Origin of the sequence: Pseudomonas caspiana (assembly GCF_002158995.1) — a bacterium.
GTDB lineage: Bacteria > Pseudomonadota > Gammaproteobacteria > Pseudomonadales > Pseudomonadaceae > Aquipseudomonas > Aquipseudomonas caspiana.
Genome location: NZ_LOHF01000003.1, coordinates 293421 through 314504 on the forward strand (window position 1 = coordinate 293421; position 21084 = coordinate 314504).

The 21084-nt window shown below is 58.3% G+C and carries 20 protein-coding genes; 13 read left to right on the forward strand and 7 right to left on the reverse strand.

Annotation, left to right across the window (positions count from 1 at the left end; all coding sequences use genetic code 11):
- The first annotated feature begins 89 nt into the window (after positions 1-89).
- From AUC60_RS06125 to tauD, 5 genes are all read left to right on the forward strand, one after another.
- A complete protein-coding gene (locus tag AUC60_RS06125) occupies positions 90-1019 on the forward strand; it encodes a sulfonate ABC transporter substrate-binding protein (protein WP_087265193.1) in 930 nt (309 codons plus the stop codon).
- A 147-nt stretch (positions 1020-1166) separates the two neighbouring features.
- Positions 1167-2144 carry a taurine ABC transporter substrate-binding protein gene (tauA, locus tag AUC60_RS06130; protein ID WP_087265194.1) on the forward strand — a complete coding sequence of 326 codons (978 nt, stop codon included), beginning with the start codon at positions 1167-1169 and terminating at the stop codon, positions 2142-2144.
- Positions 2145-2158: 14 nt separating this feature from the next.
- Positions 2159-2950, forward strand: a complete 792-nt coding sequence (gene tauB / locus AUC60_RS06135) for a taurine ABC transporter ATP-binding subunit (protein WP_087265195.1) — start codon at positions 2159-2161, stop codon at positions 2948-2950.
- Positions 2947-3783, forward strand: a complete 837-nt coding sequence (gene tauC / locus AUC60_RS06140) for a taurine ABC transporter permease TauC (protein WP_087265196.1) — start codon at positions 2947-2949, stop codon at positions 3781-3783. Before tauB ends, tauC begins: the two co-directional genes overlap by 4 nt.
- Before the next feature lie 158 nt (positions 3784-3941).
- Complete coding sequence (tauD, locus tag AUC60_RS06145; protein ID WP_087265197.1) at positions 3942-4775, forward strand: taurine dioxygenase; 834 nt, start codon at positions 3942-3944, stop codon at positions 4773-4775.
- 1 nt (position 4776) lies between these two features.
- Here the strand turns inward: tauD and AUC60_RS06150 are convergent, their stop codons facing one another.
- The 3 genes from AUC60_RS06150 to AUC60_RS06160 form a co-directional block, all read right to left on the reverse strand.
- On the reverse strand, positions 4777-5448 hold the full coding sequence (locus tag AUC60_RS06150) for an RraA family protein (protein WP_087265198.1): 672 nt from the start codon (positions 5446-5448) through the stop codon (positions 4777-4779).
- Between the two features lie 167 nt (positions 5449-5615).
- On the reverse strand, positions 5616-6434 hold the full coding sequence (locus tag AUC60_RS06155) for a transporter substrate-binding domain-containing protein (protein ID WP_087265199.1): 819 nt from the start codon (positions 6432-6434) through the stop codon (positions 5616-5618).
- Positions 6435-6453: 19 nt separating this feature from the next.
- Positions 6454-7770, reverse strand: a complete 1317-nt coding sequence (locus tag AUC60_RS06160) for an OprD family porin (RefSeq protein WP_087265200.1) — start codon at positions 7768-7770, stop codon at positions 6454-6456.
- A gap of 403 nt (positions 7771-8173) precedes the next feature.
- Between AUC60_RS06160 and AUC60_RS06165 the strand changes: the two genes are divergently transcribed.
- From AUC60_RS06165 to AUC60_RS06190, 6 genes are all read left to right on the forward strand, one after another.
- Entirely contained in the window at positions 8174-9340 is a 1167-nt protein-coding gene (locus tag AUC60_RS06165) for an alpha-hydroxy acid oxidase (protein ID WP_202973065.1), read from the forward strand.
- Positions 9341-9536: 196 nt separating this feature from the next.
- Positions 9537-10625 carry an LLM class flavin-dependent oxidoreductase gene (locus AUC60_RS06170; protein WP_087265202.1) on the forward strand — a complete coding sequence of 363 codons (1089 nt, stop codon included), beginning with the start codon at positions 9537-9539 and terminating at the stop codon, positions 10623-10625.
- Between the two features lie 130 nt (positions 10626-10755).
- Complete coding sequence (locus tag AUC60_RS06175) at positions 10756-11673, forward strand: aliphatic sulfonate ABC transporter substrate-binding protein (RefSeq protein ID WP_238599527.1); 918 nt, start codon at positions 10756-10758, stop codon at positions 11671-11673.
- 402 nt (positions 11674-12075) lie between these two features.
- Positions 12076-13071 carry an aliphatic sulfonate ABC transporter substrate-binding protein gene (locus AUC60_RS06180; RefSeq protein ID WP_087265204.1) on the forward strand — a complete coding sequence of 332 codons (996 nt, stop codon included), beginning with the start codon at positions 12076-12078 and terminating at the stop codon, positions 13069-13071.
- A gap of 160 nt (positions 13072-13231) precedes the next feature.
- Positions 13232-14065, forward strand: coding sequence for an ABC transporter permease (locus AUC60_RS06185; protein ID WP_144443234.1), 834 nt, complete (start codon positions 13232-13234; stop codon positions 14063-14065).
- Positions 14066-14067: 2 nt separating this feature from the next.
- Entirely contained in the window at positions 14068-14781 is a 714-nt protein-coding gene (locus tag AUC60_RS06190; RefSeq protein ID WP_087265205.1) for an ABC transporter ATP-binding protein, read from the forward strand.
- Between the two features lie 234 nt (positions 14782-15015).
- Here the strand turns inward: AUC60_RS06190 and AUC60_RS06195 are convergent, their stop codons facing one another.
- The 3 genes from AUC60_RS06195 to AUC60_RS06205 all read right to left on the reverse strand — a co-directional run bounded on the left by AUC60_RS06195 (position 15016) and on the right by AUC60_RS06205 (position 17690).
- Positions 15016-15831 carry an ABC transporter ATP-binding protein gene (locus tag AUC60_RS06195; RefSeq protein WP_087265206.1) on the reverse strand — a complete coding sequence of 272 codons (816 nt, stop codon included), beginning with the start codon at positions 15829-15831 and terminating at the stop codon, positions 15016-15018.
- Positions 15832-15833: 2 nt separating this feature from the next.
- Positions 15834-16694: an ABC transporter permease gene (locus AUC60_RS06200; protein WP_087265207.1), complete on the reverse strand. Its 861-nt coding sequence runs from the start codon at positions 16692-16694 to the stop codon at positions 15834-15836.
- Positions 16695-16880: 186 nt separating this feature from the next.
- Complete coding sequence (locus tag AUC60_RS06205; protein ID WP_087265208.1) at positions 16881-17690, reverse strand: class II aldolase/adducin family protein; 810 nt, start codon at positions 17688-17690, stop codon at positions 16881-16883.
- Positions 17691-17998: 308 nt separating this feature from the next.
- On the opposite strand from AUC60_RS06205, the gene AUC60_RS06210 reads away from it, so the two are divergent.
- Positions 17999-18895 carry a TauD/TfdA dioxygenase family protein gene (locus AUC60_RS06210; RefSeq protein WP_087265209.1) on the forward strand — a complete coding sequence of 299 codons (897 nt, stop codon included), beginning with the start codon at positions 17999-18001 and terminating at the stop codon, positions 18893-18895.
- Between the two features lie 217 nt (positions 18896-19112).
- On the forward strand, positions 19113-19799 hold the full coding sequence (locus AUC60_RS06215) for a peroxiredoxin-like family protein (protein WP_087265210.1): 687 nt from the start codon (positions 19113-19115) through the stop codon (positions 19797-19799).
- 143 nt (positions 19800-19942) lie between these two features.
- On the opposite strand, the gene AUC60_RS06220 is transcribed toward AUC60_RS06215, so the two are convergent.
- Entirely contained in the window at positions 19943-20893 is a 951-nt protein-coding gene (locus AUC60_RS06220) for a D-isomer specific 2-hydroxyacid dehydrogenase family protein (protein WP_087265211.1), read from the reverse strand.
- Between the last annotated feature and the right edge of the window lie 191 nt (positions 20894-21084).

Consider the following 21084-nt stretch of genomic DNA (forward strand, 5'->3'; position numbering starts at 1 on the left):
TCGCGGCCTCGCGGTGCTCGTGCGCTCCTACAGGGTCCGTGTTTGCAGCGCGACAGCACCTCATTCCATTGTTTATCTAGCGAGTCTCAATGAAATCCATAGCACTCCTCTTCGCAAGCCTCCTTGGCCTTGCATCGGCCCACTCTGCCTTGGCGGCCGACCCGCAAACTCTGCGCGTAGGCTATCAGAAAGGCTCCATCGCCCTGGTGATCGCCAAGGAAAAAGGCCTGCTGGAAAAACGCTTTGCCGACACCAAAATCCAGTGGATCGAATTTCCCGCCGGTCCGCAGATGCTTGAAGCGCTGAACATCGGCGCGCTGGACCTGGGCTCCACCGGCGATATCCCGCCACTGTTCGCCCAGGCGGCCGGCGCTGATCTGGTCTACGTCGGTGCCGAGCCTGCCAAGCCCGCCGCAGAAACCATCCTGGTCCGCAAGGACAGTCCGCTGCAAAGCGTGGCCGACCTGAAGGGCAAGAAAGTCGCCTTCCAGAAAGGCTCCAGTTCCAACAACGTCTTGTTGCGAGCACTGAACAAAGCCGGGTTGAGCTTCAAGGATATCCAGCCGATCTACCTCACCCCCGCCGATGCTCGCGCCGCCTTTGAGCAAGGCAGTGTCGATGCCTGGGCAATCTGGGACCCTTACGCCTCGCTGGCCCTGATCGAAGGCCACAGCCGTCTGCTGGCCGACGGCACAGGATTGGGTTTGTCTGGCCCGATCTACAGCACACGTCGCGACTACGCCAATCAGTACGCAGACTTTGTTCACGCCGTGCTGGAAGAACTCACCGCCGCCGAAGCCCTGACCCGCAGCCAGCGTCAACAGAGCATCGACATTCTGACCGGCTCCATGGGTCTGCCGGAGCCGGTGATTACCCGCTACCTGGACAACCGGCCACCATCGCCAATCCTGCCGGTAGACGCCAAAATCATCGCGGCGCAACAGGCGACTGCCGATCTGTTTTTCCAGAACAAATTGCTGCCGAAAAAGATCAACGTCGAAGAAGCTGTCTGGAAATAACGTTCGTATTTGCGGGGCGGCATATGAGCGATCCCTCAGCGAAATCGCTCATAAGCTAATGCAAAAAGGTTATTTATTTAGAGTTTCTTAGATCATTTAGTCTCCAATCTCAGCCAGTCCCCGGCCAGCCTGATTCGGAGCTTCATGATGAAACTGCACTTCCCTCTTCGCCTTCTGGTGGCGCTGTCGCTGACTGGCGCTTCATATCTGGCCCAAGCTGCGGACTTCACCGTCGCCTATCAGACCACCGTTGATCCGGCCAAAGTCGCCCAGGCCGATAGCGTGTATGAAAAAGCCACCGACTCGAAAATCTCCTGGCGTAAATTCGAAAACGGCGCCGACGTCATCACGGCCATTGCGTCCGGCGATGTGCAGATTGGCTACCTCGGCTCCAGTCCTTTCACCGCTGCTGCGACCCGCAAGCTGCCGGTTGAAACCTTCCTGATCGCGACACAGATCGGTGCAGCCGAGGCGCTGGTTGCGCGCAATGGTTCGGGGATCAACTCACCTCAGGATCTGATCGGCAAAAAAATCGCCGTGCCGTTCGTTTCAACGGGTCACTACAGCCTGCTGGCCGCGCTGAAACACTGGAATATCGACCCGTCGAAAGTCACCATTCTCAACCTCGCACCACCGGCCATCGCCGCCGCCTGGAAACGCGGTGACATCGACGCCACCTACGTTTGGGACCCGGCGCTGGGTGTTGCCAAGGAAACCGGCAAAGTGCTGATCACTTCCGGTGAACTGGCCAAGGTTGGCGCACCGACGTTCGACGCATGGATCGTGCGCAAGGACTTCGCCGACAAGCACCCTGAAATCGTCAAATCCTTTGCCAAAGTCACCCTCGACGCCTACGCCGACTACCGCAAGGACCCGACCGCCTGGCTGGCCAAGTCCAGCAACGTCGACAAGCTGGTGAAGCTATCCGGCGCGAAAACCTCGGACATCCCAGGCCTGCTGCAAGGCAACGTCTACCCGCTGGCCGCAGACCAAAGCGCCCTGCTCGGCGCACCGACCATCGACGCTGTGACCAAGACCGCAGCGTTCCTCAAGGAGCAAGGCAAGGTCGATGCAGTACTGGCTGATTACGCGCCTTACGTCAGCGACAAATTCATTACCCAATAAGCGGAGTTCAGACAATGGCTTTGCTCAAACTGGAGCGCATCAGCGCACAGTATCCCGGCGCGACCGAGCCGGTGCTGGCGGATATTTCCCTCAGCCTCGGCCCCCGGCAATTGCTGGTGGCACTGGGTCCGTCGGGCAGCGGCAAAACCTCGCTGCTGAATCTGATTGCCGGTTTCGTGCCGCCCAGTGCTGGCAGCATCAGCCTCGACGGCACGCCAGTAAACGGGCCGAGTGCCCAGCGCGGCGTGGTGTTTCAGGACGATGCATTGCTGCCCTGGCAGGACGTATTGACCAACGTCGCGTTCGGCCTGCAACTGGCCGGTGTGCCGCGTGATCAGCGCGAAGCCAAGGCCAGAGAAATGCTCGCACTGGTGGACCTCGCCGGTTTCGACCAACGCCAAATCTGGCAGCTCTCTGGCGGCCAGAAGCAGCGGGTTGGCCTGGCGCGTGCGCTGGCGGCTGATCCCCGTGTGCTGCTGATGGATGAGCCGTTTGGCGCACTGGATGCGTTCACTCGCGAACAGATGCAGGAACTGCTGCTGCAAGTCTGGCAGCGCACGGCCAAGCCGGTGTTCCTGATCACCCACGACATCGAAGAAGCCGTGTTCCTCGCCACCGACCTGATTCTGCTGGCACCGAATCCGGGGCATATTGCCGAACGTCTGCAGCTGGACTTCGGGCAACGTTATGCCGCTGGAGAGTCGGCCCGCGCGATCAAGTCTGACCCAAGGTTCATCGACACCCGGGAACAGGTACTGGCCAGCGTGTTTTCCCAACGCGGCGTTTCCCGGGAGCAACACGCATGAGCAGTTACGAATTACAGAACACCACGACCGACGCCGTTAAAGCTGTCGCCGCGCCTGTGCGCTGGAGCCTCAGCACCCGCGCAATCAGCGTGCTGACGCTGGTTGTGCTGTTGGTCGCGTGGTGGGCAGTAACGGCTGCGGCGTTTATCGAACCATTGTTTCTTCCGCCGCCCTCGGCTGTGCTGGAAAAAGCCTGGCTATTGATGACCACCGGCTACATGGACTCCACGCTCTGGCAGCACTTGGGGGCGAGTTTGCAACGCATCGGCCTGGCGCTGTTGGTCGCCGTACTCACGGCCATTCCGGTGGGTATCGCCATTGGCCGCAACCGCATCGCCCGTGGCATCTTCGACCCGCTGATCGAGTTCTACCGCCCTATCCCGCCGCTGGCTTATTTGCCGCTGATCGTGATCTGGTGCGGCATCGGCGAGTTCTCCAAGGTGCTGCTGATTTACCTGGCGATTTTCGCCCCCATCGCCATCTCCACCGCGACGGGCGTGCGCACCGTTGACCCGACCAGACTGCGCGCCGCGCAATCCTTGGGTGCGACTCGCTGGCAGCTGATTCGCCACGTGATCCTGCCCAGCGCCCTGCCGGAAATCCTCACCGGCGTACGTATCGGGCTGGGTGTCGGCTGGTCCACGTTGGTCGCCGCCGAACTGATCGCGGCGACCAGCGGCTTGGGCTTCATGGTTCAGTCCGCAGCACAGTTTCTAGTGACCGATGTCGTGGTGTTGGGAATCCTCGTCATCGCTCTGATCGCCTTTGCCATGGAGATGGGCTTGCGCGCGCTGCAACGCAAGCTGGTGCCGTGGCATGGGCAGAGTCATTGAGACCCATAGCGACAATGATGCTTTGTGCGGTGCTTGCCAGCGATAAACGATAACGCGGTGTGCCTTCAATCCGCATCTCATGCATCGTCGGAATGCCGCCGAGACCAAGCACCGCTCCCACAGGGTTTGTGCACCAGCAAAAACTTGGAAATACCAACATGCCTATCCAGATCTCCCCCCTAAGCCCTGCCCTCGGCGCTCAGATAAGCGGCGTTGATTTGAGCCAGGAACTGACTCACGAACAACGCGGTGCCATCGAGCAGGCGTTGCTCAAGCATCAGGTGCTGTTCTTTCGCAATCAGCCACTGACACCCCGACAACAAGCCCGGTTTGCCGCCAGTTTTGGGGATCTGCACATTCACCCGATCTACCCGAATGTGCCAGAACAACCCGAGGTACTGATCCTCGATACCGCCGTTACCGATGTACGCGATAACGCCATCTGGCACACCGACGTCACGTTCCTGCCAACCCCCGCGCTGGGCGCGGTGCTCAGTGCAAAACATTTGCCCGAGTACGGTGGCGACACGTTGTGGGCCAGCGGCATCGCCGCCTACGAGGCGTTGTCACTGCCCTTGAAAACGCTGCTCGAAGGGCTGACCGCGACGCACGATTTCACCCGCTCATTTCCGTTGGCGCGCTTCGGCACCACACCTGAAGACATTGCCCGTTGGGAACAGACCCGCCGCCAATATCCGCCGATCTCGCACCCGGTGATTCGCACGCATCCGGTCAGTGGCCGCAAATCGCTGTTCGTCAACGACGGCTTCACATCCCGTATCAACGAGCTGAGCGAGACAGAAAGTGCGGCGCTTCTGGCCTTCCTGTTCAGCCACGCGACCCGGCCGGAGTTCACCATTCGTTGGCGCTGGCAGGCCGATGACGTGGCCTTCTGGGACAACCGCGTCACTCAGCATTACGCCGTGGACGACTACCGGCCGCAGCGCAGAGTCATGCACCGGGCGACGATTCTGGGCGACGTGCCGGTTTGACTCAGAGGTCGCAACCGGCAGCCAATAAAGCATTCAGCACCCAGCTGCGGTCGTTACGCTCTTCGGCGATGGATTGCAGTTTTGACTGCTCAGCCAGGTGTCTGGCACTGGCCAGTTCATACACGGCATCGACCTGATCGAACGGCACGCACAGCACCCCGTCCGGGTCGCCAACAATCAGGTCTCCGGGCTCAATCACCATGCCGTCGATGGCAATCGGCACGTTGATTTCGCCCGGGCCATTCTTGTACGGCCCTCGATGAGTCACACCACGGGCATACACCGGAAAGTCGCTGGCGGCGATGCTCGCCGTATCACGCACAGCGCCGTTGATGACGACTCCGGCCAATTGCTTTTTCTGAGCGAAGGCGAGCATCAACTCGCCGATCAATGCGTTGGTCAGATCCCCACCGCTATCGACCACGATGACATCGCCGGGCTCGGCGATGTTCAGCGCGTAATGCAGCATCAGGTTGTCGCCAGGCCGACACTTGACCGTCAGTGCAACCCCGAGCAGCGCCCCGCCGCGATGATAAGGCCTTAACCCCGCACCACCCGCCGTCATGCGCTGCATGGAATCACTGATATTGGCCACCGGCAGATTCCGGTAACGCTCGACCTGCTCCGCCGTCACCGCACACTGGCGGGTGAGAACTCTGAAGCCTATGGGCATGTTGAATATTCCTGTTCTTTTTTCTACCAGTGCGCCCCTGACACCACGCTATCGCGCAGCAAACAGAATCGTTGCAGGAGCTGCCGCAGGCTGCGATCGCGGTTGCGGAATGCTTTCGCAGCCTTCGGTAGCGCTTACAGAATCGTGTCTATTCAGTAGCTGAAGATTTATTCATCGCGATACTTCTCATGCAACGCCAGCAGCCCTTGTGAGGGGATCATGCCGTTGCGTTTGCCGGTTTCGATCAGCCAGCCGCTGCGATGCCATTCACGAACGATGGCGTCGATTTTGCCCTGAACATCGTGTTCACCCTTGCGCACCCAGATAACCGATTGCAGTGGATCACGGTCTGCCGGCAGCGGGATTTCGTAGTCGGCCCACTCCGGGTTGGCCAACAACGCCTGCAAGGTCGGGCTGACATGCACCGCCGCCACGCAGCCATTGCCACGCAAGGACAGCAGCGATTCGGACTGACTGCGGAACGCCTTGATTTCAGCGCCATAGGTGCCGCGCAGCCAGTTGATGAAATTGCTCCCCTGAGACACGCACACCGGCTTGCCACGCAAGTCTTCCCATCGCTTGATGCCCGCGTCCTTGCGCATCAAGGCAACGGCGGCAATTTCCTCATAAGGAGTCGGTACGTAATCAAGCATTTTGGCCCGATCCGGGGTGAGGTTCATGTTGGCGATCAGGATGTCGACCTTGCCCTGCTGCAGGAACTGCACACGGCTGGGCGCCAACACCGGGACCATGTCCACTTTCACACCCAGGCCGTCGGCGACGCCTTGGGCCAGTTCGACGTTGTAGCCCTTCGGTTCGCCGGTGGCAGGGTCCAGAGTGCCGAAGGGCAAACCGCTGACCATGATCCCGACGCTGATGACATGGCGCTGCTGAATCTTGTCCAGCGTCGCATCGGCGTGAGCGACACTGACGCCCGCCAGGAACGCGGCACCGATCAACAATGAAGTAACGGTTTTTTTGTACATGACAGGTCACCTCAAGGGATTAAAACAACGCCAGGGAATAGCTGACGATGAAGCGGTTCTGGTCCTGATCGCGCTGAGCGTCGACGCCCGAGCGCAAGGCTGCGTTGCGCCAGGTAAGGCCCAGACCCTTGAACGTACCGGTCGGCACCACATAGCTGACGCTCAGGTCACGTTCCCACTCGTGCCCCGCGCCTGCCGCTTTGATGTTGCTGCCACGCAGATATGAAATAGAACTCTTCAGGCCCGGCACACCAATTTCAGCAAAGTCGTAGCCGTATTGACTGACCCAGGTTTGTTCACCGGCGCGCTGGAATTTGCCGATCTGCTTGTTGGTAATCAGATACGCCGTCGCGCCGTCGCCCTGATTGAGGAAAGGGAAATCACTGTTGCCGTTGACCTGCTGATAGCCCGCACTGAGTGCATGCCCTCCCAGGCTATAAGTGAACAACGCGCTCCAGGTGCGGTTATCTACTTCACCCGAGGTGCCGGGCCGCCCGGAAGCGCGATAACCCGCCAGTCGTCCTTCCTGACTGGCGTTCTTGCCGTCCGAATCACTGAGGAAGTAACGCAGATCGGTTTTCAATTTGCCCGCTGGCAACTCTAGGTTGTGGGTCAGGCCGAAGAAGTGCTGGGTGTAGAAGTCTTGCAGATTGCCGTAGTAATACTGCGCCAGCAGGTCCTTGCTGATCCGGTAATCCGCGCCACCGTAATAGAACGCATTGCTGCGCTGACCGCTGCGGCTATTGGCGCCGGAAATGGACAGCGAATCTGCACTGGTGGAATTCCGACCTTTGGCGTGTTCAAGCTTGCCGCCGATCAACGTCAGATTGGTGAATTCCTTGCTGGTGATCTGCCCGCCTTCGAAAGTCTGTGGTAGCAGGCGACCGTCGTTGTAGGTCACGACCGGCAACTTGGGTTGCAAAGTACCCAGGCGCAATTCGGTTTTCGACACACGAATCTTGCCCGTCAACCCCAGACTGCCAAACTGATCGACCGCACGATTATCGCTGTCACTCGGGAACACTGCGCCACCGGAAGCACTGCCAGAGTTGTAAGCTGTGCCTTTCCCCGAATCCAGTTTTATGCCGACCAGCCCTAACGCATCGACACCCACGCCGACAACACCCTGAGTAAAGCCTGAGGTGTAATCAATAATAAAGCCCTGTCCCCACTCCTCCTGTTTTGACGGTTCGGCCGTCCCGTCCCGATTATCACCATTGAAATAATAGTTGCGGGCCGTCACCGTCGCCTTACTGCCTTCAATAAAACCTGCCGCAGCTGCCTGTTGTGCAAACAGACCCGCCGCCACAGCGGCCGTCAGTGTTGACTTGAACATTTAACAATCCTTGATTAACCAGACACTTCAGGATCGGCCTCAGACAAACAGCCTGTACACCCCGACCTAGAGGCCCCGCACGCTAATCATCCAACCTTGTAAAACGAAATACTCAGATCACATAAGCCTATAACTCAACCCGTTATAAGCTTCTGCCAAACGCCTATAAGTAGTAAAACCTTGGACTGCGCAATACACGCCAAAACTTAAATCATTTAATTGATTAACAAGCGTGATATATCCCTGCAGATCGGTAATATAAGTTCACTTGCGGATAACCGTATGATGTTTGCAAAGATGAGTGAGTTGCCTCTTTCAAGTGATCTGGACAATAAACACCATGTCGACCCTGCCAAACGCCACAGCCCCCTCACGCTCCGCGCCAGCCCACCCAGGCAATGCAATGAAGAAGCTGCTGCGTCTGGATGACTTCGAAGCGGCAGCACAGAAACATCTGCCCCGACCGATCTTCGGCTATGTAGCAGGTGCCGTTGAAGACAACGTTTCGCTGAAGTGGAACCGGGCGGCGTTTCAAGACTATGGCTTCGTACCCCGTGCGCTGGTGGACATTTCACGACGCACGTTGACGACAGAACTGTTCGGCCACCGCTATGCCGCGCCGTTCGGCATTGCACCCATGGGCATCAGCGCGCTATACGCCTATCGCGGCGATCTGATCCTGACTCAGGCAGCTGCCGCCACGAATGTGCCAATGATCATGAGCGGCTCGTCATTGATACCGCTGGAAGATGTGGCCAAAGCCAATCCGCATGCCTGGTTTCAAGCCTACCTGCCGGGAGACGAAGCCAACATCATCGCCCTGGTGCAGCGAGTCGAAAAAGCTGGTTTCAAAACCCTGGTAATCACGGTTGATGTGCCGGCGCCGGCCAATCGCGAAAACAATCTGCGTGCGGGTTTTTCCACTCCATTGCGACCAGGCTTACGTTTGGCCTGGGACGGAATCAGTCACCCCAAATGGCTGTTCGGCACATTCTTCAAGACACTGCTCAAACACGGCATGCCGCACTTTGAAAACAACTACGCCCATCGCGGCGTGCCGATTGTTTCGTCAAATGTGGCTCGGGATTTCGCACCGCGCGGTCATTTGAACTGGGAACATTTCAAACTGATCCGCAAGCAGTGGCCCGGCACGCTGATCATCAAGGGCATTCTGCACAAAGGGGATGCGATCAAGGCCCTTGAGTACGGTGCAGACGGCATCATTGTCTCCAACCACGGCGGTCGTCAGCTGGACGGTGCCATCTCGCCTTTGCACGTTTTGCCGGACATCGTCGAAGCCTGCCCGGGCATTCCAGTGATGTTCGACAGTGGCGTGAGACGCGGTACCGATGTAATCAAGGCGCTGGCGCTGGGTGCGCGTTTCGTCTTTGTCGGTCGGCCGTTTGCCTTCGCCGGATCGGTGGCCGGGCAATCCGGTGTAGAACATGCGATCAAGCTGCTCCATGATGAGGTATCACGAGACATGGCCATGCTCGGGGTCTGCTCGATTCCGGAAATCGGACCACACCTGTTGCTTCGCAAACAGGCGTCAGGTTTCACGGCGATTTGATCCCCCTCATAAAAAATTCTGAACACTGATCATGAAGCGATGTATACATGCAATATCTTTATAATAACCTTAGGTCAAAATAGAATTTCACAGCTCGCTTCTATAGCCATATGTTGCAGGCACGGATTCAGGTTTCGGAATGATCCATCCCCGACACCTCCCCCTTATACGGTATGACTACAAGAAGGAGCTGTTCATGAGCATCGAATTCATCGGCTACATCGCCACTCAGCCTGGCTCGGAAATCCACCCGCGCAGCGGCCCGACCATACAGCCCGAGTACGTGGCGAAAGTCGCCAAAGCCCATGAAGACGCTGGTTTTGATCGTGCGTTGGTGGCTTACCATTCCAACAGCCCGGACAGTGCCTTCGTTGCAGCTCACGCATCGAGCGTCACGACAAAACTCAAATTCCTCATCGCTCACCGCCCTGGCTTTATCTCGCCCACGGTGGCGGCGCGTCAGTTTGCGACCCTTGACGTGTTCAACGGCGGGCGCACGGCGATTCACATCATCACCGGTGGTGACGACAAGGAGCTGCGTGCCGACGGCAGTCACATCGGTAAAGACGAGCGCTATGCCCGCACCGACGAATACCTGGGCATCGTGCGTCAGGAATGGACCAGCGAAAAACCGTTCGACCATAAGGGCGAGTATTACCAGTTCGAAGGCGCGCACTCGTTGGTGAAGTCCCCGCAACAGCCACATATCCCGGTGTATTTCGGCGGCTCCTCGCCTGCCGCCATCGCTGTAGCGGGCAAGCACGCGGATGTGTACGCGTTGTGGGGCGAGACTTACGAGCAGGTCCGGGCGGTCGTCAAAGAAGTTCGCGCTGAAGCGGCCAAGCATGGCCGGACAGTGCGTTTCAGTCTGTCGTTGCGACCAATCCTGGCGGAAACCGAAGAGAAAGCCTGGGCCCGTGCCGACAGCATTCTCGAACGCGCCAAAGCCATCGCCGAAAACAACGGTTTTGTACGTCGCGAACCACCGAACGAAGGCTCACGCCGCTTGCTGGCTGCCGCTGCACAGGGGTCGCGTCTGGACAAACGCCTGTGGACAGGCATCGCCGGGCTGCTGGGAGCGCAAGGCAATTCGACTTCGCTGGTCGGCACGCCCGAGCAAGTCGCCGAAGCCCTGCTGGATTACTACGACCTTGGCATCACCACCTTCCTGATACGCGGTTTCGATCCGCTGGACGACGCCATCGACTACGGCAAGAAACTCATTCCGCTGACCCGCGAACTGGTGGCCAAGCGCGAGCGGGAAGCTCAGGAAAAAGTCGCCTGACCAAACTGACCCAGCTTTCCGGGGGCGCTTTTGCGCCCTCTTCTTCGTTTGCACACACCCATCTGTTTTCGAGAATGCCATGTCAAAAACGTTACTGAGTTTTCGCCTGCGTCGCCCGCTACTTGCCAGCATGGCCATTGTTGCCGCATGGGCGCTGATGCTGCCAGCTCAGGCCAGAGAAACTGTACGCATCGGCTATCAGAAGTCTTCGACCCTGATCACCGTGCTGAAAACCCAGGGCACCCTGGAAAAGGCCTTGAACGAGGCGAACATCGACGTCAGCTGGCATGAGTTTCCCAGCGGCTTACCGTTGCTCGAATCGCTGAACATCGGCAACGTCGACATCAGCGCGGATGTTGCCGATACCGTGCCGATCTTCGCCCAGGCTGCACAGGCCAGACTGACCTACTTCGCCGAAGAAACCCCGTCGCCCTCTGCTCAGGCCATCGTGGTGCCCAAGGATTCGCCCATCAAGGAACTGTCGGATCTCAAGGGCAGGAAAGTCGCCGTGACCAAAGCTGCCGGTACTCACTATTTGCTGATCGCGGCTCTGGCCAAAGGAGGTCTGAAGTTCTCGGACATCCAGCCTGCCTACCTGACGCCTGCCGATGGCCGAGCCGCGTTCGAAAACAACAAGGTTGATGCCTGGGTGACCTGGGAACCCTTCCTGACCAGCGTGCAGCGCCAATTGCCCACCCGCACCCTGGCCGACGGCACCGGCCTGGCCAGCTACAAGCGCTATTACCTGACCAGCACGCCTTACGCCAAAGCGCATCCGGAAGTGCTCAAACTGGTGTTCGAGCAATTGCAGAAAGCCGGTCACTGGGTCAAAGGCAACCCGAAAGAAGCCGCTGCGCTGCTCGGCCCGCTGTGGGGCAACCTTGATCCGGCCACGGTAGAAATCGCCAACAGCCATCGCACGTATGAAGTACGCCCGGTGAAAGCTGACCAACTGGGCGAACAACAGAAAATCGCCGACGCGTTCTTTGCTGCGGGCTTACTGCCCAAGGCTGTGGATGCCAAGGATGTGGAAATCTGGAAGCCGTAACACCACCAGACCAGTAGGAGCTGCCGAAGGCTGCGATGGCGGTGGGGTCAGGACGGACGCTATCGCGGCCTCGCGGTGCTCGTGCGCTTCTACAGATTCTGTGGTTACTGCGGGACAGCGCGGTGCCATGGACACCGGGGCGCTCCTCCAGAAAATGCATGACAGACAAATGGCCAGCGTCCGTCATCACCGCGACTGTTGCCCCAGCAACAGTCGCTCAACAGACTGTTCGCCTGTCGACAGTAAACCTCTTCCCCATCCCTTCCCGGCCCCTGTATTTCCACTCCCGGATATCTGGCACAGAGCCTGCAATATTCCTTTTAAGCAGGTAGGCAACCAGCCGACTGCCATTTTTGCGAATAAGAAAAACTTCTGATATCGCCTTGCCTGGAGCTGTTCCAAATGAACGCTAAAACCCTGTTTTCTTTTACCCGTGTGAAGTTGTTGATCGGCGCCAGCGTGCTGGCTCTGGGCATGAACCCGCTGGCCTTTGCGGCAGAAACAGCACCAGCGGAAGTGAAGCTGGATTACGCCTACTACTCGCCGGTGAGCCTGGTGCTCAAACATTTCGGCTGGCTGGAAAAAGCCCTGCCCGACAGCAAAGTGGGCTGGGTGTTGAGCCAGGGCAGCAACCGCTCGCTGGAGTACCTGAACAGCGGCGGCGTCGACTTCGCGTCCTCGGCCAGCCTGGCAGCCGTGCTCAGTCGCGCCAACGGCAGCCCTATCAAGTCGGTGTATGTCTACAGCCGCGCCGAATGGACTGCGTTGCTGGTACGCAAGGATTCACCGTACAAAACCATCGCTGACCTTAAAGGCAAGAAAATCGCCGCCACCAAGGGCACTGATCCTTACCTGTTCACCTTGCGCGCCCTGCAACAGGCGGGTCTGAAAAAGGACGATGTTGAGCTGGTGCACTTGCAGCATCCGGATGGCCGCACCGCGCTGGAGAAAGGTGATGTCGACGCGTGGGCCGGTCTTGACCCACATATGGCCGCCAGCGAAGTTCAGGCCGGTTCGCGCCTGCTGTACCGCAACAAGGATTTCAACAGCTATGGCGTGCTGAGCGTTACCGAGAAGTTCGCCAAGGAACACCCACAGACCATCGAAACCGTGCTGAGCGCTTACGAAAAAGCCCGCGAATGGTCGGTAAAGCACCCGGACGAACTGGCTGAACTGCTGGCCAAGGAATCCGGTTTGCCGCTGGACGTTGCCAAGCTGCAACTGACCCGCACCGACCTGAGCACCCCGCAGTTGAGCGCTAAAGATGTCGCGTCCTCCAAGGGCGCAGCGCCGATTCTGGTTTCTGAAGAACTGGTGCGTCGTGGCGTCAATGTTGACCAGGTTATTGATCAACTGATCGATCCTGCCTTCAGCAAGACCTTGACGGCGAGTAAGTAAACCCAGAGCTGCTTCATTCCCCTTGTGGGAGCCGGGCTTGCCCGCGATAAGGCTGGACACGATCTAATGTGAATCGCGTCCAGCCTTATCGAAGGCAAGCCCAACTCCTACAACGATCTCCATGATTCAAATAGCTATGCGCTGCCTGATGAGATAACCCATGAACAGCAAAAGCAAAGACCTGACAGCGCCTCTCGCGCTGCCCATTCCGTCATCCGGAGCTGCATGGAAGCGACGCGGCAAGGGCTTGGTGCTGCCGCTACTGATCATCGTTTTTCTGGAGATCATCGTGCGCATCGGCTGGCTGCCGTCGTATCAGATGCCCGCGCCCAGCGAGATCGCCCTGACTCTTGGCGATCTCGCTGACGGGCCGCTGTGGAAACACATCAGCGCCAGCCTGTTGCGGGTGTTGATCGGGTTCGCCATCGGCACCAGCCTCGCATTGATTTTCGCTGCCTGGGTCGGCCTGAGCCGTGAGGCCGAAGCCTATCTGGAACCGACGTTCGCGGGCCTGCGTTCGATCCCGAGTCTGGCCTGGGTGCCGCTGCTGCTGTTATGGCTGGGCATCGACGAGACCTCGAAAATTGTCCTGATCGCGATCGGCGCGTTCTTTCCGGTGTACCTCAACGGCGTGGCAGCGATTCGTAATATCGATCGCAAACTGGTGGAAGTCGGCCAGATGTATGGCTTCAGCCGGGGTCGCCTGACTCGTCGAATCCTCTTACCCGCCGCCCTGCCCGGCCTGTTTACCGGCTTGCGCAGCGGCATGAGCCTGGCGTGGATGTTTCTCGTGGCAGCAGAATTGATCGCTGCCACCAAAGGCCTGGGCTATCTGCTCAGTGACGGTCGGGAAACCTCGCGGCCAGACATCGTGCTGGCAGCCATCATCGTCTTGGCCGTGCTCGGCAAAATCAGTGACGGTATTTTGGCCGGTCTGGAAAAACGCTTTCTGGCCTGGCGCGACACGTTTAGTGGCCAGGGCACAGGAGAGTAGAGATGAGCGAAGTCCTTTTGGATATCAACGTCCAGCGCAAGTCGTTCGGCACCACCACCGTGCTGCACAACGTGCATGTGCGACTGCACGATCGGGAAGTCATCAGCCTGCTGGGGCCAAGCGGTTGCGGCAAAAGCACGTTGCTACGGATCGTCGCCGGGCTGGAAAAAGACTATCAAGGTGAGTTGAACCGAACCGCTGATGAAATAGCCTTCGTGTTTCAGGAGCCGCGTCTGATGCCGTGGCTGACGGTGGAACAGAACATCGGTTTCAGCGACGACAAGCATTACGACAAAGCCTGGGTCACTCAGCTGATCGAAGAAGTCGGTTTGACGGGATTTGCCGACGCGCTGCCCAAATCGCTGTCGGGCGGCATGGCGCAACGTGTGGCTATTGCTCGCGGGCTTTACTCGCACCCCAAAGTCCTGCTGCTGGACGAGCCATTCAGCGCGGTGGATGCTTTTACCCGCATGAAGCTGCAGGACTTGCTGCTGCAACTCGCCCAGCGGCATGCCATCGCCTTGTTGCTGGTAACCCATGACGTGGATGAGGCGCTGTATCTGAGTGATCGGGTGTTGGTGATGGGCAACCGGCCGAGCAATATTCGTCAGGAGCTGGCCGTGGAGCTGACTCATCCGAGGGATCGGCGGGATGCCGTATTGGCGAGCCTCAAAGCGCTGTCGTTAACCGAGTTGCAGCAGGCGCATGTGATTTGATGAATGCGGTGTCACCCTGAAATTCAATTATGTGTGGGGGCGAGGCTTGCCCGCGATCGGGTTTACAGATTATCGCGGGCAAGCCTCGCTCCCACAGAACCTGCACAGCCTCGTAGGACCGGCTTTAGCCGGGAAGGCGGTATTTCTGCTGGTGAAAATTCAGCGTCTAATCCGGCCTCTTCCCGGCTAAAGCCGGTCCCACGTCGTCAGTGACTCCTGTATCACAAGATCAGCTCACCGGACATTCGCAAACCGGCGCAAATTATCCTGCACCGCAGGGGCCTCAACAGCCTCATGAACCGCCGCGCTCTCTACACCCAAAAAACCCAGCAACCGCGTACGAATCGCCTGAAATCCGGCCTGCCCGGTGCTGCGTTGGCGTGGCAGATCAATACGCACCTCAGCGGCAATCTTGCCCTGCTCCAGCACGATAACCCGGTCCGCCAGCAGGATCGCTTCGTCCACGTCGTGGGTCACCAACAACACCGCCGGATTGTGTTTGCGCCAGAGCTCGATGATCAACTGATGCATGCGAATCCGGGTCAGCGCATCCAGCGCGGCGAACGGTTCATCGAGCAACAGCAACTTGGGTTCACGTACCAGCCCTCGGGCCAGGGCGACACGCTGCGCTTCCCCGCCTGACAAGGTCGCCGGATATGCATTGACCCGATGAGCCAGCCCCACCTCGCTCAATGCCTCAAGGGCACGTCCATGCGGGTTTTTAATGTCCAGACCGAGCACGACGTTTTTCCAGGCGCTTTTCCACGGCATCAAGCGTGGCTCCTGATACACCGCTGCGCGCGCCAACGGCACCCGTAATTGCCCGCTGTCGATAGAGTCCAGCCCTGCCAGTGCGCGCAGCAAAGTGGTTTTCCCCGAGCCACTGGCGCCCAGCAAGGCGACGAACTCACCCGGCGCGATATCCAGATTCAACTCATCAATCACCTTTTGCTGACCGAACTGACGCACCACATTGCGCAGTTGCACCGGCGCAGGTTCTGCTAACGACGAGGGGTTCGAATGGGAGTGCAAAATATCCAGAGCAGCCATGTTCAATTCCTCGCGAAAGTGGGACGCCAGGCCAGCGCATAGCGCTCCAGCGTGCGGATAATTGCATCGATGACCAGCCCCAGCACGCTGTAGATCAGCAGGCAGATAACGATCACATCGGTGCGCATGAAGTCTCGGGCATCACTGGCCAGATAGCCGATACCTGCAGTGGTGTTGATCTGTTCGACGAACACCAGCGCCAGCCAGGAAATCCCCAAGGAGTAACGCAGGCCGACGAAAAACGATGGCAAGGAACCTGGCAGGATCACGTGCCAGATCAACTGGCGACGATTCAGGCCCAAGGTGTTGGCCGCTTCAATCAGCTTGGGGTCGATGTTGCGAATGCCGGAGTACAGATTGAGGTACACCGGAAACGTGGTTCCGGTGACGATCAGCGCGATCTTGGTGAACTCGCCGATGCCGAACCAGAGGATGAACAGCGGCACCAATGCCAGCGAGGGAATGGTGCGCAGCATCTGCATGGGCGAGTCGAGGATCACCTCTCCTTTCTTCGACAGGCCGGTAATCAACGCGGCTACTACGCCGATGAACACACCTATACCCAGTCCCAGCAGTGCCCGGTGCAGGGAAACCCATAAGTGGGTCCCTAATTCACCGGACTCGATCATCGCCCACAAGGTGCCACCGATTTGCGACGGTGCAGCGATTACCCGGCTGGGCAGCAAACCGAGTTGCGAAGCCAGCTCCCAGAGCAATAGCAAGGCGATGGGGCTCAGCAGACGCACTGCAAAATCCGGCGCTTTCCAGCGCTCCCGACGTGCAGAAGTCGCGGTTGAAGGAGCTTTATCGACGATCAGAAAACCGCCTTCCGAAGTGTGTGAATCAAGGGCTTTTTCGGACATGGTTTTCTTCCTGAGAGGAGCGTTACATCAAACATCACATCAAGTGCGGATTTGAAACACAGACCCTGTAGGAGCTGCCGAAGGCTGCGAAGTAGTCATCCTGACGTACCGCGATCGCAGCCTCCGGCAGCTCCTGCAGGTTCTATATTTGCCGAGAGATAGCGCGCGATCTCCTACAGAAACGCATCACTCCTTGTAAGAGGTATCGCTGCGTTCCAGCTCACGAATCAGTGCGTTCCAATGACGAGCAACACCCGGACCATGACCATCAGCGAAGACCTTGGCCTGCTCTTCAACCCGGGCCACGACTTCAGCCGGGGGATAGATCAGCTCGTCATTGCCGGCTGATTGAGCGGCCACCTGAATATTGCAGGCGTATTCCAGTCGATGCAGTTGCTGGAATGCGTGTTCGACGCTGACACCGCCAGTCAACAACCCATGATTGCGCAGGATCATCACGCTCTTGTCGCCCAGATCGGCCACCAGCCTTTCGCGCTCGTCGAGGTCCAGTGCCACACCTTCGTAGCCGTGATAAGCGATACGACCCGAGAAGCCCAGCGAGTGCTGGGAGATCGGCAGCAGGCCGCCTTTTTGCGCTGAAACGGCGATGCCATCGCGGGTATGGGTGTGCAGCACAGCCACCAGATCGTGGCGGGCGGCGTGAATAGCGCTATGGATGACATAGCCTGCGTAGTTGATGCCCAGCCCTGTCGGGTCATCAACGATGGTGCCGTCGAGATCGACCTTGACCAGATTCGACGCGCTGATTTCATCAAACAGCAAACCGAAAGCGTTGATCAGGAAGTGCTCCTCCTTACCCGGCACGCGCGCCGAAAAGTGCGTGTAAATGTGGTCAGTCCAGCGTTTCTGTGCCGCCAGACGGTAAGCCGCCGCCAGTTTGACCCTTACCTCCCATTCTTCTGGCGATACGCGCTCGCGGACACTGCCGGAGCCAGTCGGCTGGGATTGAAGAGGCAGGGAACTGACATTGCTCATGGGGCTGCTCCGTAGATATTCAGGACCGACAGATGCGGTACGTGTCGGAGCAGCCTAAACGCATAAGAAAACATTTAAAAAGCACATTTTAATCTAAGATAATTATTAAATTTAATGATCTTGAAATGTGCACAGGGTTAGTCAGATGGAATCAGCACATGCATTTTTGTTCTATGTTAATCATGAAAAATTCGCATAGTTAACCAAATCATTATGCTTATATATCCAACAGCAAGTCAGCGTCCCTACCCGACCCCTTCTCCAGGCGGAGGTTAACCCTTAACAAAAAAACAGAGGTGTCACCCGCCATGTCCGCGATTCTCGAACAGCAGACCCAAGTCGATACTCATCAGCAACCTCCGCTGCAGATTGTCAGATCCCTGAAAGTCACTCGCCTGGAACCCACCATCGGCGCGGAAATTGCCGGAGTCGACCTGACCCGGCCGCTCACCGCAGCACAACGCGACGAGATCCGCGCATTGTTGCTGGAGCACAAAGTGATTTTCTTCCGCGACCAGAACATCAACACCGAGCAACAGATCGCCTTCGCCAAGGCCTTCGGCGAACTGTACGAACACCCCACCACGCAAAAGAACGACACCAGCAAACCCTATGCGCACTTGATTCAGGCCCAGGATGCACGTGAGTTGTACGGCCCCAAAACCACCGGGCGTTGGCACACCGACACCAGTTGGCTATTGAAGCCCACTTTCGGCGCGATCCTGAGGGCCGTGGACCTGCCGGAAGTTGGCGGCGATACCGTCTGGGCCGACGCTGGTGCGGTGTATAGGGCGCTGCCGGATCAACTGCGCGAAGAAATCGACACGCTGTTTGTAGTCCATGACTTCAAAAAATCCCTGGATGCGGTGGGCTACGACTACCCGATCCTGGCCCATCCACTGGTGCGCACACACCCGGAAACCGGCGAAGACAGCCTGTTCATCAACTTCTCGCAAAACCCGTCGGTGATCGGCTGGGAGCCGGAGCGCAGCAAGCGGCTGATCGAGCGCCTGCTTCAGGAATTCAACAAGCCGGAACACCACGTTCGCTTCAAATGGCGCGAGCACTCCATCGCCTTCTGGGACAACCGCTCCACCCTGCACTACCCGGTCTACAACTACGGCGACTATCCGCGACGCATGGAGCGTGTGCTGATCGCCGACGACGATATTCCGCATCGGGTGCGGCGTCCGGCTGACGCCTGAACCAGACATTCTAGCCAAGTGACTACCTGTGGGAGCGCGGCTTGCCGGCGATAAGGCTGGACGCGATTCACTTCAGACCGCGGTGAACTTATCGCTGGCAAGCCATGCTCCCACAGAAGTGAGCGCAAGAAACACCTGCATGCCCCAAGTAAGCCGCTGTCATGCATAAAAGCAAACCCCTTCCTCGGTAGAAAAACTCACATCAGGAGCATCAACCATGAGTGAATCATTAAACCAACTGTTGGCAGACCTGCATGCCGAACGCCTGACTACCTGGGCGCCGGAAGCCTTGCAGGTCAATATCAATCAGCGCCAGACCCTGGTGGATGCCGCGCAACATGCACGCTTTGTACAGAGCGGCGATCCAATCCCGGATTTCCAGTTGCTCAACGTCGAAGGCGGCACGCTGACGCGTGAAAAACTCACGGCTTACGGCCCCGCAGTGCTGATTTTCTTCCGTTTTGCGGGCTGCCCGGCGTGCAACATTGCCCTGCCTTACTACCAACGCCAGCTGTTCCCCAAGTTGCAGGCACTGGGTGTGCCGCTGGTGGCGGTCAGTCCGCAAGTACCGGAGCGGCTGATCGAGATCAAACAGCGTCATGACTTGCGGTTTCAGGTTGCGACCGACAAGGACAACACTCTGGCGCGGCAGTTGGGCATTCTCTACAGCTTCGACGAAGCGTCGCGCAAGGCGGCACTAAGCAAAGGTGGCGGCGGTATCGGTGAAGTCACCGGCACCGGCACCTGGGAATTGCCGCAACCGGCAGTGGTAGTGATCGGTCAGCACGGCGAAGTGATCTTTGCTGAAGTCAGCCCGGACTGGCTGGTGCGGACCGAGGCGCAGGTGATTGTGCAAGTGGTCAGCGAAGCGCTGGGTGAGCGCGCGGTGCAGATCGCGGTTTGAAATGGAATGCGATTCTGTTTGTAGAAAACGCTGTCCCTGTAGGAGCTCGCCGAGGTTACGAGGCCAGCGATAACGGTTCGTCTGACACTCCGTCATCGCTGGCCTCGTAACCTCGGTGAGCTCCTCCAGGGACTGTGCTCGCCTCAATACCCGCGCTTGAAGTCCACCAGCTCAGCGAGCGGCTCGCCCTTGTGGAAGCGCAGCAGGTTGCTCACGAACTGGTCGACGACATTGCCCCACAGGTCGCCGGTAGCCGGAGAAACGTGTGGCGACAGGCGGATTTTCGGGTGGCTGTAGAACGGATGGTCGGCGGGCGATGGCTCTTTCTGGGCGACATCCAGCGTTGCACGGCTCAACTGCCCTGCATCCAGCGCTGCAACCAGTGCGTCCTCATCCACCAGACTACCCCGCGCGATATTGATCAAGTGCAAACCCGGCTTGGCGTGACTCAGCAGCTCTGCGTTGACCAGATGCCGCGTCTCCTCCGTCGCCGGGGCCGCGACGACCACATGGTCAGACTCCGCAAACAGCGCCTGCACGTTCTTCGCCCGCTCAACCCCCGGCACGTAAAACGGCTTGCCGGAATGGTTAGTGGCGATCACCCTCACGCCCAGTGCTTGCGCGCGAATCGCCAAGGCACTGCCTATCGCTCCAAACCCTACGATTCCCAACACGCTGCCACTGACCAGTTGCAAGGAATGCCGCTGCCACTGCGCAGCTTCGGATATCCAGACCTCGGGAAAACGCTTGGCGCTGGCAAGAATCGCCGCCAATGCAAACTCCGCCACAGCTACCGCAGACGTGCCACGGGCTGACGTGACCTGCGGCACTTCAAACAACCACTCCGGGTAAGTATCGATGCCGGAAGAAGACAGGTAAATCCATTGCAGGTTGAACGGCCAGCCTTCTGGACGTGGCGGTTTCTCACCGCTGCCCGCGCGGAACACCGGTCGCGCCAGCAAAATAGTCGCCTCGGCAGGAATCGAGCTCGGCGTACCGGTGCCAACCTGCACAAATGTGTACTCAGGCAAACGCTGGCGCAGCAGCTCGTTGACCTCTTCGTCATGCTGTGTGGCGATTACAATCTGTGTCATGAAAACCTCGTGGCTAGAACGCGGGACGGCACGCAAGGCAACCCGTTCATGGTCGACGGCCATGAGGCCGGATTGAGCATGAACATAAGCGTTGAATACAGGCCTGTGAAATGCCAATGCGATCTAACCTAATATTATTTTTTGTTATCACTTTATTTTTTTACATCAGCACATGGCATGAATACGCATCT

Excerpts from the sequence above, each read along its gene's own strand:
- AUC60_RS06125 (WP_087265193.1), top strand. The coding sequence starts at position 90 with ATGAAATCCATAGCACTCCTCTTCGCAAGCCTCCTTGGCCTTGCATCG.
- tauA (WP_087265194.1), top strand. The coding sequence starts at position 1,167 with ATGAAACTGCACTTCCCTCTTCGCCTTCTGGTGGCGCTGTCGCTGACT.
- tauB (WP_087265195.1), top strand. The coding sequence starts at position 2,159 with ATGGCTTTGCTCAAACTGGAGCGCATCAGCGCACAGTATCCCGGCGCG.
- tauC (WP_087265196.1), top strand. The coding sequence starts at position 2,947 with ATGAGCAGTTACGAATTACAGAACACCACGACCGACGCCGTTAAAGCT.
- tauD (WP_087265197.1), top strand. The coding sequence starts at position 3,942 with ATGCCTATCCAGATCTCCCCCCTAAGCCCTGCCCTCGGCGCTCAGATA.
- AUC60_RS06150 (WP_087265198.1), bottom strand. The coding sequence starts at position 5,448 with ATGCCCATAGGCTTCAGAGTTCTCACCCGCCAGTGTGCGGTGACGGCG.
- AUC60_RS06155 (WP_087265199.1), bottom strand. The coding sequence starts at position 6,434 with ATGTACAAAAAAACCGTTACTTCATTGTTGATCGGTGCCGCGTTCCTG.
- AUC60_RS06160 (WP_087265200.1), bottom strand. The coding sequence starts at position 7,770 with ATGTTCAAGTCAACACTGACGGCCGCTGTGGCGGCGGGTCTGTTTGCA.
- AUC60_RS06165 (WP_202973065.1), top strand. The coding sequence starts at position 8,174 with ATGAAGAAGCTGCTGCGTCTGGATGACTTCGAAGCGGCAGCACAGAAA.
- AUC60_RS06170 (WP_087265202.1), top strand. The coding sequence starts at position 9,537 with ATGAGCATCGAATTCATCGGCTACATCGCCACTCAGCCTGGCTCGGAA.
- AUC60_RS06175 (WP_238599527.1), top strand. The coding sequence starts at position 10,756 with ATGGCCATTGTTGCCGCATGGGCGCTGATGCTGCCAGCTCAGGCCAGA.
- AUC60_RS06180 (WP_087265204.1), top strand. The coding sequence starts at position 12,076 with ATGAACGCTAAAACCCTGTTTTCTTTTACCCGTGTGAAGTTGTTGATC.
- AUC60_RS06185 (WP_144443234.1), top strand. The coding sequence starts at position 13,232 with ATGAACAGCAAAAGCAAAGACCTGACAGCGCCTCTCGCGCTGCCCATT.
- AUC60_RS06190 (WP_087265205.1), top strand. The coding sequence starts at position 14,068 with ATGAGCGAAGTCCTTTTGGATATCAACGTCCAGCGCAAGTCGTTCGGC.
- AUC60_RS06195 (WP_087265206.1), bottom strand. The coding sequence starts at position 15,831 with ATGGCTGCTCTGGATATTTTGCACTCCCATTCGAACCCCTCGTCGTTA.
- AUC60_RS06200 (WP_087265207.1), bottom strand. The coding sequence starts at position 16,694 with ATGTCCGAAAAAGCCCTTGATTCACACACTTCGGAAGGCGGTTTTCTG.
- AUC60_RS06205 (WP_087265208.1), bottom strand. The coding sequence starts at position 17,690 with ATGAGCAATGTCAGTTCCCTGCCTCTTCAATCCCAGCCGACTGGCTCC.
- AUC60_RS06210 (WP_087265209.1), top strand. The coding sequence starts at position 17,999 with ATGTCCGCGATTCTCGAACAGCAGACCCAAGTCGATACTCATCAGCAA.
- AUC60_RS06215 (WP_087265210.1), top strand. The coding sequence starts at position 19,113 with ATGAGTGAATCATTAAACCAACTGTTGGCAGACCTGCATGCCGAACGC.
- AUC60_RS06220 (WP_087265211.1), bottom strand. The coding sequence starts at position 20,893 with ATGACACAGATTGTAATCGCCACACAGCATGACGAAGAGGTCAACGAG.